Genomic DNA, 9,712 nt, shown 5'->3' with positions numbered 1-9,712 from the left:
TTGCAGAATCTTCTTCCCTTTTTCTTAATGTGCGATCGCAAGGATTTTTCGGCTTTGCCGATGGTTCGTTCGCCCTACAACGGCAGGCCTACGATCTATTTTTGGGATCATTATCCCGGCGGAATCGGCCTCAGCAAAAAGCTCTTTTCCATTTTTCCGCTTGCAGCCTCAGCTGCTTTAAACCTGCTCCGGTCATGCAACTGTAGGAACGGATGCCCTTCCTGCGTCGGTCCGCCCTTAGAGATCGGCGATCAAGCTAAAAGCGTTGCACGAGTGATTCTGGAGCATGTCGTTCGTATACATGAGGGGCAATGCAGTCATTAAAGGAAAAGCTGCGCGAGCTGCGCTCTGCAAAAACCGGCATCGAACAACATCCGGCTTCCGCTGTTGTTTCATTCCAACCGGTGCAGCCCGCGATCGATCCTGTTGAAAAGCAATCTAACAAGCTCCTCATTCGGAATAAGAGCTATCCTCTAAGCTTTTTCTACGGCAACGTGCAACTGTCAGAATTGGCGCTGATCGACTCAAATGTCCTTTCGTTTATGGCCGGAGCTAAAGGATTCGAAAACTTGACGGCGCAAGACCTCTTGTTTATCGATACGGAGACCACCGGCGTTGCCGGAGGGACCGGGACGTATGTTTTCTTGATCGGCATAGGCCGTCTTGACGGTGATGAATTTGTCGTCAAACAATTGCTCATGAACGACTTTTGCCATGAAGAGGCGTTTCTGGAGGCTTTTAGCGATGAAATCGCAGCCGCCAATTGCCTCATTACTTACAATGGAAAAAGTTTCGACCTGCCGCTTATAAAAACACGATTACTTTTGAACCGAAAAGAGACTCGCGATTTAGAGCTTTTACCGCACATCGATCTTTTGATTCCTGTGCGAAGATTGTGGAAAAAGAGCCTGCCTTCCTGCGCGTTAGCAGATGTGGAGGCAAACATCCTCCGCTATAACCGCGTTAATGACATCCCAGGCTGGGCGATTCCCCAAGTGTATTTTGACTATCTCCGATCGCAGGATTTTCAAGAAATTTTACACGTCTTGCGTCATAATGTTCAGGATATTTTGAGCCTTGCCGCTCTTTCCGCATATCTCGGCCGGGTTTCAAAAAGAGAGACTAATCTTTCGCATGTCGATCCGCTGTGGATGTTCCGAATTTATTGTCAATTAGGAAAAGAGGAGGATGCGTTACAGTTTTTACCTGAAGCCCCTGTTTCGATTGACGAATCGACCTCGGCGAATGAACGCTTGTTGCTGGAAAAAGCTCTTTTGCTCAAGCGAATGAACCGGTTTCGAGAGTCCAATATGCTTTTCGAACAGCTTTTGAGCTCGAGACAGCTTGGCAAAATTGCCTGTATAGAACTGGCCAAGTTTTACGAGCACAAAGCAAAAGATTATCGTAAAGCTCTTGAACTCATGATACAGGTTGAAAAGCGGTATGAAATGCTCTCGTTGCTTGTCAATATTGACCAGGCCGATGCTATTTGTGATTACGAATGGGAAAGACGCAAGTTGCGGCTCCGACAAAAGATCAATCAAGCGAGTTGGTAAAGATAATTAAACAAGATTCAGCAAAAAGGTAGAGATCGTGGAAAAGGAAATCAAAAGAATTCTAGTGACCGGCGGCGCCGGATTTATAGGCAGTCATACCTGCGTTGAATTGTTGGCAAGTCATTATGAGGTGATCATCCTCGACAACTTGTCCAACAGCAAATTGACGGCTATTGACAGAATCAAAGAAATTTCCGGCAAGAACGTTACGTTTTACCGAGTCGATTTGACGGACAAAGTCGGAACAAAAGAGGTTTTTACCAAGGAACAGATTGATGCGGTAATTCATTTTGCCGGTTACAAAGCGGTAGGGGAATCGACGCAGATTCCTCTGGAATATTACCGCAACAATGTGGGAGGGACGCTCAATTTATTGAAAATCATGCAGCAAACCGGCGTAAAGCGATTGGTTTTCAGTTCTTCGGCGACCGTCTATGGAAATCCTGAATCCTCACCCATTACCGAGGCTTTCCCGCTTGGAGCCGTTAACCCCTATGGACGAACCAAGCTGTTCATCGAGGAAATTCTGAGGGATCTTTATGCTTCGGACTCTGAATGGCGAATCGTCATTCTTCGCTACTTTAATCCCGTTGGGGCTCATCCAAGCGGTAGAATCGGAGAAGATCCTCAGGGCATACCGAACAACCTCATGCCTTTCATCGCCCAAGTGGCGGTCGGCAAACTGCCGAAGCTGAGAGTTTTCGGCAATGACTATCCTACGCAGGACGGAACCGGCGTTCGCGACTATATCCATGTGGTTGATCTCGCGATAGGCCATTTGCGCGCTTTGGAGAAAATTGCCGACCAAAATGGGCTTTATATCTACAATCTCGGCACCGGGAAAGGGCATACTGTTTTGGAGGTTGTGCGTACCTTCGAGGCGGTCAGCGGTAAAAAAATCCCTTATGAAATCGTCGGCAGGCGTCCAGGCGACGCGGCGATTTGCTTTGCCGACCCCTCAAAAGCGGAACGGGAACTAAACTGGAAAGCCACACGCACTTTGGAAGAGATGTGCCGTGATATGTGGAACTGGCAGATGAAAAATCCATTAGGATATGATGCATAAAAATTCCCTTAATCATGGCAAAACTTTTGCTGATTAAATTAACGTTCTTGAAAAAATGACGGCAACAAAGAATATGGCAAACGATAAATTGAAAATTATTTCAGCAAAGTTTTCCGTTCAGCAGCTGGTTAATTTTTTTCCTACGCTGCAAGAAGATGCGGCGAAAGAAGACAAGATTAACTCATTTATTTATAGGCAGTTCCGTGGATCAGCAATCCGCTTTGAGGCGAGTATTAATGAAGAGGAAGGCGAAATCAAATGGTCGACGGAATGTCTGAGTAAAGACAGCGAAGCCTGGCATCAGGAGGCAATCGAAGCAGCTAAAAAAAGAGAATTCCAAAGAGCAGCTGAACTGTGGCGTAAAGCGGTCAGTGAAAATCCTCATGACCCCGATCTGCATTACAATTTGGGGCTGGCGCTCATCGAAACCAAGCAGTATGTCAAAGGTCTGAATCATTTAAAAGAAGCGCTCGATCATTGTCCCATTTACTATCGTGCCGCGTTTGTGTTAGGAAGTCTTTATTCCAAGCAGAAACAATACGAGCAGGCCGAGCATTACATCAAAATCGGCTTGCTTTTCAAGCCGGATTATTTGCCGGGCTGGATCAATTTGGGAGCCGTCAGCAATCTTCAGAAAAAGCATTCCGAGGCCGTCAAGGCGTTCGAGCGGGCAGTTCTTATTTCACCGAAAGAAGCCAAAGCTTATTTTGGACTTGCCAAGGCATACGAGCAGTTGGAGGATTTTGAAAATGCCGTGAGAAACTACAAAGCGGTCATCAAGTTGGATTTCTCGGGACGATTGGGCCAACTTGCTCAGGAGACGTTGGCATCTCTGCCGGTCGCCAAATCTGCTACGCCGCTGGAACCCCAAATAGATCAAGAAGCAGCCGAGCTGCTTCTTCAGGCACGACAAGCCATGCTGAACAACGATTTTTCTGAGGCACTTGAAAAATATCGTTCGTATCTAAAAAGCGTACCTAACGATGATCATGCGCTGGCGAGTGCAGCTGTTTGCTGTCTAAGATTGGCCAAAAAGGAAGAAGCCGTTTCGTTCATCGAAAAATCCATCAAATTGTCGCCGACAAAAGGTCGACTGCAAAAACAGGCGGCCATCATTTACGATACTTTCGGCGAAGCGGAATCTGCCGGAAGAGCAGCCAAGCGGGCGATTGACTTGGGAAAACGGGACAGCGTAACGTTAAGTATTTTGGGCATCGCCAGATTTTATGAAGGAAAATATGTTGAAAGCATTCACTTGTTCGACGAAGCGCTTCGCGAAAATCACAATAATTTAAAAGCGAGATATTATTTAGCGCAGGCGCTGCTGCGGATTGGTCAGCGAGAGTCGGCGCGGCAGCATTTAGAGGAAATATTGTGGTCGCCTCAAGTAACGCCGTTGAAAGAAAAAGCACGCGCGATGATTACGGAAATTATCGGTTGAATCAATCATAATATAAGTTATGTCTAATATTAACGTCGTTTTTTATCCTCTTTGAAAATTTAATCCTCCCCTTCTTTTCCCCTTGTTGTTTCTTATCGTTTATTTGGTAGCAAATACAACCAGCTTTTTGCCGATGACCATGGCTTTCTTTATTTCTTTGCCCTCTAAATATTTCTTTACGATTTCTTTGGCTGAAGAAATAACCTCCTGATCGCCTGCATCGGCATCGATCTCTATCTGGCCTCTAATTTTACCGTCGACTTGAATGCCATAGTTGACAACTTGACTCTTTAATAGCTCTTCATCAAAAGCAGGCCATTTTTCGTTGAAAATGCTGTAGGGTTTTCCGGCAGCCTCCCACAATTCCTCCGCCATGTGCGGCGAAAAAGGCGCAATCAGTCGCAATAGAGTCGGCAGCGTTTCTTCGTACAATTTTACATTTTGCTCCTTAGCCGGTACATTTTGAATATAGAGATACATTTCATTGACCAGCTCCATAATTCGACTGATCGCCGTATTGAAGTGAAAATTTTCCAAAGACTGCGTGCAGTGCTTGATTGTATAGTGTTGACGTCGCAATAGTTTTGAATATTCTTTCTCCTCGGACCCTTGGGGACGATTTTGAATGATTGTATGGACGAGTCTCCATACTCGATTTAAAAACCGATGTATGCCTCCGATCCCTTCGTCGCTCCAGTCTCCTCCTTCTTCATACGAACCCATGAACATCATGTACATCCGAAACGTATCGGAGCCGTACTGTTGTACAAATTTATCGGGATTAACCACGTTACCGCGCGATTTCGACATCTTGGCGCCGTTGTTGGTAATGGTTCCCTGATGTACCAGTCGCGTGAACGGTTCATCAAAATTGACGAGACCGAGGTCATATAGAACCTTGGTGAAAAATCGCGCATACAAGAGATGCATGACAGCGTGCTCCGCTCCGCCCACATATTGGTCGACCGGCAGCCATTTGTTCACCAATTCAGGATCAAAGGCTCTATCCTGCAGATGTGGATTTGGATAGCGCAAGTAGTACCAGGACGAGCAGACAAACGTGTCCATCGTATCCACTTCTCGCTTGGCTTTGCCGCCGCAATACGGGCACTGAGTATTGACAAAATCCTCTGCGGTAGCAATCGGAGAGGTGCCTTTGCCGGTAAAAACGACATTTTCCGGCAATTTGACCGGCAGCTGGTCTTCCGGCACCGGCTTTTCGCCGCACTTTTCACAATAGATGATAGGTATTGGGGCACCCCAATATCGTTGCCGAGAAATAAGCCAATCACGAAGCTTATAGGCAACCCTAAAATCTGCCAAGTTTTTTTCTTTCAAGAACTCGACGATTTTTTGTTTCCCTTCTTCGGACGGCAGACCGGTAAATTGCCCGGAGTTGATCATAATGCCCGGTTCAGTATAAGCATCGTCAAGTACATCAGCCTCATTGGTTCCGGGTTTTAGAATCACTTTACGAATCGGTAAATGATATTTGCGGGCAAATTGAAAATCCCTCTCATCATGCGCAGGTACGGCCATTACCGCGCCGGTCCCATAAGTCAGCAGCACATAATCGGCAATCCAAATCGGTACACGTTCACCATTGACCGGATTTTTGCAATAAGCGCCGATAAACACTCCCGTCTTTTCCCGTTCCGTCGACAGCCGTTCAATTTCGCGCGTCTTACGGGTTTGAAGGATGTATTCGTCGACCGCAGGTTTGCACTCCGGCGTCGTGAGCTTTTCCACTAAAGGATGCTCCGGCGCCAATACCATATAGGTGACGCCGAAAAGCGTATCCGGTCTTGTCGTAAAAACTTCAATAACCTCATCGCTGTTTTCTATGGGAAACTTTATCGTTGCGCCGGTGCTCTTGCCTATCCAGTTTTTCTGCATGGTGATGGTTTTTTCCGGCCACTGAATACGGTTGTGTCCTTCGAGCAGGCGCTCTGCATAGTCGGTTATTTTAAAAAACCACTGTTCAAGATCCTTTTGAATGACTTCGCTTTCGCACCGTTCGCATTTTCCGGCAATGACTTGCTCATTCGCCAGAACGGTTCCGCAGTTCGGGCACCAGTTTACCGCGGCTTTTTTCCGATACGCAAGCCCTTTTTTGTATAATTGCAGAAAAAACCACTGCGTCCATTTATAATACTCGGGTTGGCTGGTGTCGATCTCGCAGTCCCAATCATACATGGCGCCGATGGCTTTCAGCTGTTGGCGAATAACTTTGATATTGTTCGCCGTACTGACAGCCGGGTGAATGCCGGCTTTTATAGCATAATTTTCGGCCGGCAGTCCAAAGGCATCATAGCCGATCGGTTCAAAGACGTTATACCCCTGCATTCGCTTGAAGCGGGCCCAAGTATCCGTCGGTCCGTAATTATACCAATGACCAATGTGCAGTTTATCGCCGGAAGGATAAATGAACATGACGAGAACGTAAAGTTTATTCTCGGTCTTGTTCAAATCAGTCTTATAAAGACGTGTGTCTTCCCAAATCTTTTGCCATTTTGCTTCGATTTTGCGAGGATCGTAGGCAGGAATCATAGTTTACTCTCTTTCCTCGTTAGCTTTCTGTCCGTTCACGTGGATACTAACTAAAGAACCGTCGAGTTCTTAAATGCAAAAGGCGCCCGCAAGGACGCCTTTTGTGGAGCTAAGGGGAGTCGAACCCCTGGCCTCTTGAATGCCATTCAAGCGCTCTCCCAACTGAGCTATAGCCCCAACCTTTTGTTGTTCTTTAATATATCCCTTTTTTTGTAAATAGTCAAGTTTTTCTTTTGCCGATAAAAGTTTTTTCTCAACCGCGGCTGACGCGCTCCAAGTATTTTCCGTTTCGCACATCGACCTTGATGATATCACCGGCTTCAACAAACAGAGGGACTTGAATTTTGGCGCCTGTTTCGATAACGGCATTTTTCATCAAATTGGTGGCTGAATCGCCTCGAACTCCGGGCTCAGCTTCTATCACCTTGAAATTGATCGTCATGGGCAGCTCGGCGGTTATGGGAACATCTTCCATGAAGGATACCGTCACCGTCTCCCCTTCCTTCAAGAATTTCAGCTGATCGCCCAAAAGTTCCTCAGGGATAAATATCTGATCAAAGGTTTCGGTGTCCATCAGATACAGGTTGTTATCGGACTTGTAGAGAAACTGCATATCCTTGTTTTCCAGCCGAACCTCTTCGATCTCGTCCGTCATCCGAAAGGTATTTTCAATGACGCGGCCGGTTTTAACATTCTTTAGCTTTGTACGAACCATTGCCCTCCAGTTTCCCGGGGTGATGTGCTGGAATTCGGTAATAATCCAGACATCGTTGTTGAAGCGTATCGCCATGCCGCGACGAAATTCAGAAATTGCAGCCATGAATACAATTCCTCCTTATAAATTGAAATTACGAATTATTCGAGTTCTTCTGCATACTGTTTTATTTTTGCAATGGCTTCCACGATGGAATCCATATCTTGTTCCGTTCCTAATAACACATTTTGTGTCAGCCAGATTGCTTCCTCATAGCACGCTTTTTCGACTGAGGGGCATACAACCTGAGAGTAATCAACCGGCAAATCGATTGCTTTTCCGCGCGGTCCGAACGCCTTTTTCATAAAAACCGGTTGGCGATAAAGCGGCAACGAATATCCAGGACTGGCAGGGATGCCTTCTTTACGCATCGCCTCAATGAAAACTGTTTTGTTTTTACCGGCAAAATATTCCTTTTGATATCGGAATATATATAAATGACAGGCATGCGACGTTACGCGGGGATCGTCGGCAAGGGTTTTAATACCCTCAATTTCTTTAAGTCTTTGATTTAAATAAGCAACGTTGTTCTGGCGAATCGCTTTTAATTCATCATAACGCTCGAACTGCGCCAAAAGTACGGCAGATTGAAACTCGGTAATTCGCGAATTGCCGCCGAAATAAAAATGTTCATACCACAATCCGTCTTCGCTTCTGCCGCAATTGGCGTGTGCCCGCGCCATTTTTGCCACCAGATCATCATTGGTAACGATGATGCCGCCTTCTCCGGCATTGATGTTTTTTGACGACTGGAAACTGAAGCAGCCCGCAGTGCCGACGGCCCCAACGCGCCTTCCCTCCCACTCTGCGCCCCAGGCCTGCGCAGCATCTTCGATAACCGTCAATCCATGTCGCGAGGCAAAATCCATTACTTCGGTCATATTGGCAGGCCGCCCGGCAAAATGAACCGGCATGACGGCTTTTGTTTTCGCAGTCAACACCGATTCTGCGGAAGCCAAATCGATGTTGAACGTTTCCAGATCGATATCGACAAAAACAGGAATTGCCCCGGCTTCCACAACTGCCGAGGCCGAAGCAATAAAGGTGTAGGCCGGCACCAGGACCTCGTCCCCGACATTGATGCCTGCAGCCGTGCATGCGATACGCAGCGCCGTCGTTCCGCTGTTAACGCAAATGCCGTGTTTGGCCTGCTGATAGTCGGCAAAACGGCGCTCGAATTCGGCCGTCTTTTTTCCATGCAGACTCCCCCATTTGCCGCTTTTGACGACTTGAGTAAGGTATTCAATCTCTTCATCTCCCCACACCGGCCAAACAGGAAACGGTTTTTCGCGCACCGGTTTTCCGCCGCGAATCGCTAAATGCGACATGGTTGTTCCTCCACATTCATTAGAATTTTAGGTCAGCTCGGTATAAATCGACCATTAATTTCATAGGCGATTCAAAAAGGATTCCATGCATGCCGATATCTTGTGCTGCCTGGATATTTTCTTGACGATCATCTATAAAAATGCATTCTTCGGGCGACAAGTCAAACCGCCTACAGGCCTCCTGGAAAATTTTGCGGTCCGGCTTTAAGGACTTGACGTAATATGAAGTAACAGGTTCTTGAAAAATATGCAGCTCGTAGAAATCGCTCATGATGCGATAAAAGTGCAGCGGATTGGTGTTGCTGATGATTCCCAGCAAATAATTGCTGCTGAGACGCTCGGCTATACGCACAGTGTCCAGGTTCAAAGTAAAAATGTCGGTAAAAAGCTCGACGGCCTGTTCCAAAGGCAACTTGAAGTAATCATTGAATTGTTCGAGATAATCTTTTGTATTCAAGTTGCCTGCATCATAAGCCGAGGTAACGGGCTCGAAAAAGCTCCAATGGAAAGCCGTTTCATCCAGCGTCCACCCCTTTAACTCGCCGAGTCGTGCAAGAGAAGATGACGCATTTACGTCGACAAGAACGCCGCCGAGGTCGAAAAAAATCATCCGATAGGCCATATCATTTACTCTTTGTTTAGGTTGTTCTCACGTTTTTGAGCAGCAGCACGGATCGTCAGCGGATAGGGCTCGGTGTTGAGCTCTTCCAACTTTTGCATGACGATTTTTTGTTCTTCCGGCCCTTTGGTTATAAACTGTACACAGCCGTCTCCCTGGGAGCCGACGCCTTTCCCTCCCCATATATAAGGCTTCAACTCCGGCGAGGAGAGAACAAAGTGAAGTTTAGGCGATAACAGCTCGGTCGGGCATGCAGGAGCGATAAAGTGATCAAAAAAGCGCTGTGCTTCGGTCATTAGGGCTCCGATTTTACGGGCATCTCCATCATTGATCGCCTCCCGCGCCCGCGCCAGTATATCCTTGTTGACAGGCCCCAAATAGTAACGTACGTCTTCGCC

The 9,712-nt window shown here is 46.9% G+C and carries 9 protein-coding genes and 1 tRNA gene; 4 read left to right on the top strand and 6 right to left on the bottom strand.

The features are described 5' to 3' along the window. The 4 genes from ONB24_11530 to ONB24_11515 all read left to right on the top strand — a co-directional run. The coding region (locus ONB24_11530; GenBank protein ID MDZ7316747.1) for a DUF1998 domain-containing protein at positions 1-324 on the top strand (324 nt) is incomplete at its 5' end. Next, a complete protein-coding gene (locus tag ONB24_11525) occupies positions 312-1,556 on the top strand; it encodes a ribonuclease H-like domain-containing protein (GenBank protein MDZ7316746.1) in 1,245 nt (414 codons plus the stop codon). The genes ONB24_11530 and ONB24_11525, both read left to right, overlap by 13 nt. Positions 1,557-1,593: 37 nt before the next feature. Then, on the top strand, positions 1,594-2,622 hold the full coding sequence (gene galE, locus ONB24_11520; protein MDZ7316745.1) for a UDP-glucose 4-epimerase GalE: 1,029 nt from the start codon (positions 1,594-1,596) through the stop codon (positions 2,620-2,622). Between the two features lie 73 nt (positions 2,623-2,695). After that, complete coding sequence (locus ONB24_11515; protein ID MDZ7316744.1) at positions 2,696-4,063, top strand: tetratricopeptide repeat protein; 1,368 nt, start codon at positions 2,696-2,698, stop codon at positions 4,061-4,063. Between the two features lie 99 nt (positions 4,064-4,162). Here ONB24_11515 and leuS read toward each other — a convergent pair whose 3' ends face one another. The 6 genes from leuS to ONB24_11485 all read right to left on the bottom strand — a co-directional run. Further along, positions 4,163-6,613, bottom strand: coding sequence for a leucine--tRNA ligase (gene leuS, locus ONB24_11510; protein MDZ7316743.1), 2,451 nt, complete (start codon positions 6,611-6,613; stop codon positions 4,163-4,165). 104 nt (positions 6,614-6,717) lie between these two features. Beyond that, positions 6,718-6,790: transfer RNA gene (locus ONB24_11505), tRNA-Ala, on the bottom strand. A gap of 76 nt (positions 6,791-6,866) precedes the next feature. Then, entirely contained in the window at positions 6,867-7,433 is a 567-nt protein-coding gene (gene efp / locus ONB24_11500) for an elongation factor P (GenBank protein MDZ7316742.1), read from the bottom strand. 35 nt (positions 7,434-7,468) lie between these two features. Next, the gene (locus tag ONB24_11495) at positions 7,469-8,695 is read right to left on the bottom strand and encodes a DegT/DnrJ/EryC1/StrS family aminotransferase (protein ID MDZ7316741.1); all 1,227 of its coding nucleotides are present in this window, start codon (positions 8,693-8,695) and stop codon (positions 7,469-7,471) included. A gap of 19 nt (positions 8,696-8,714) precedes the next feature. After that, positions 8,715-9,317, bottom strand: a complete 603-nt coding sequence (locus ONB24_11490; GenBank protein MDZ7316740.1) for an HAD family phosphatase — start codon at positions 9,315-9,317, stop codon at positions 8,715-8,717. Between the two features lie 5 nt (positions 9,318-9,322). Continuing rightward, positions 9,323-9,712, bottom strand: a 390-nt coding sequence (locus ONB24_11485) for a GHMP kinase (GenBank protein MDZ7316739.1), incomplete at its 5' end; no start/stop codon positions are given.

Source organism: candidate division KSB1 bacterium (genome assembly GCA_034505495.1).
GTDB lineage: Bacteria > Zhuqueibacterota > Zhuqueibacteria > Residuimicrobiales > Krinioviventaceae > Fontimicrobium_A.
Note: the sequence above shows the minus strand (reverse complement) of the source record. Positions and strands in the feature narration are given on the sequence as shown.

Excerpts from the sequence above, each read along its gene's own strand:
- ONB24_11525 (MDZ7316746.1), top strand. The coding sequence starts at position 312 with ATGCAGTCATTAAAGGAAAAGCTGCGCGAGCTGCGCTCTGCAAAAACC.
- ONB24_11515 (MDZ7316744.1), top strand. The coding sequence starts at position 2,696 with ATGGCAAACGATAAATTGAAAATTATTTCAGCAAAGTTTTCCGTTCAG.
- leuS (MDZ7316743.1), bottom strand. The coding sequence starts at position 6,613 with ATGATTCCTGCCTACGATCCTCGCAAAATCGAAGCAAAATGGCAAAAG.
- efp (MDZ7316742.1), bottom strand. The coding sequence starts at position 7,433 with ATGGCTGCAATTTCTGAATTTCGTCGCGGCATGGCGATACGCTTCAAC.
- ONB24_11495 (MDZ7316741.1), bottom strand. The coding sequence starts at position 8,695 with ATGTCGCATTTAGCGATTCGCGGCGGAAAACCGGTGCGCGAAAAACCG.
- ONB24_11490 (MDZ7316740.1), bottom strand. The coding sequence starts at position 9,317 with ATGGCCTATCGGATGATTTTTTTCGACCTCGGCGGCGTTCTTGTCGAC.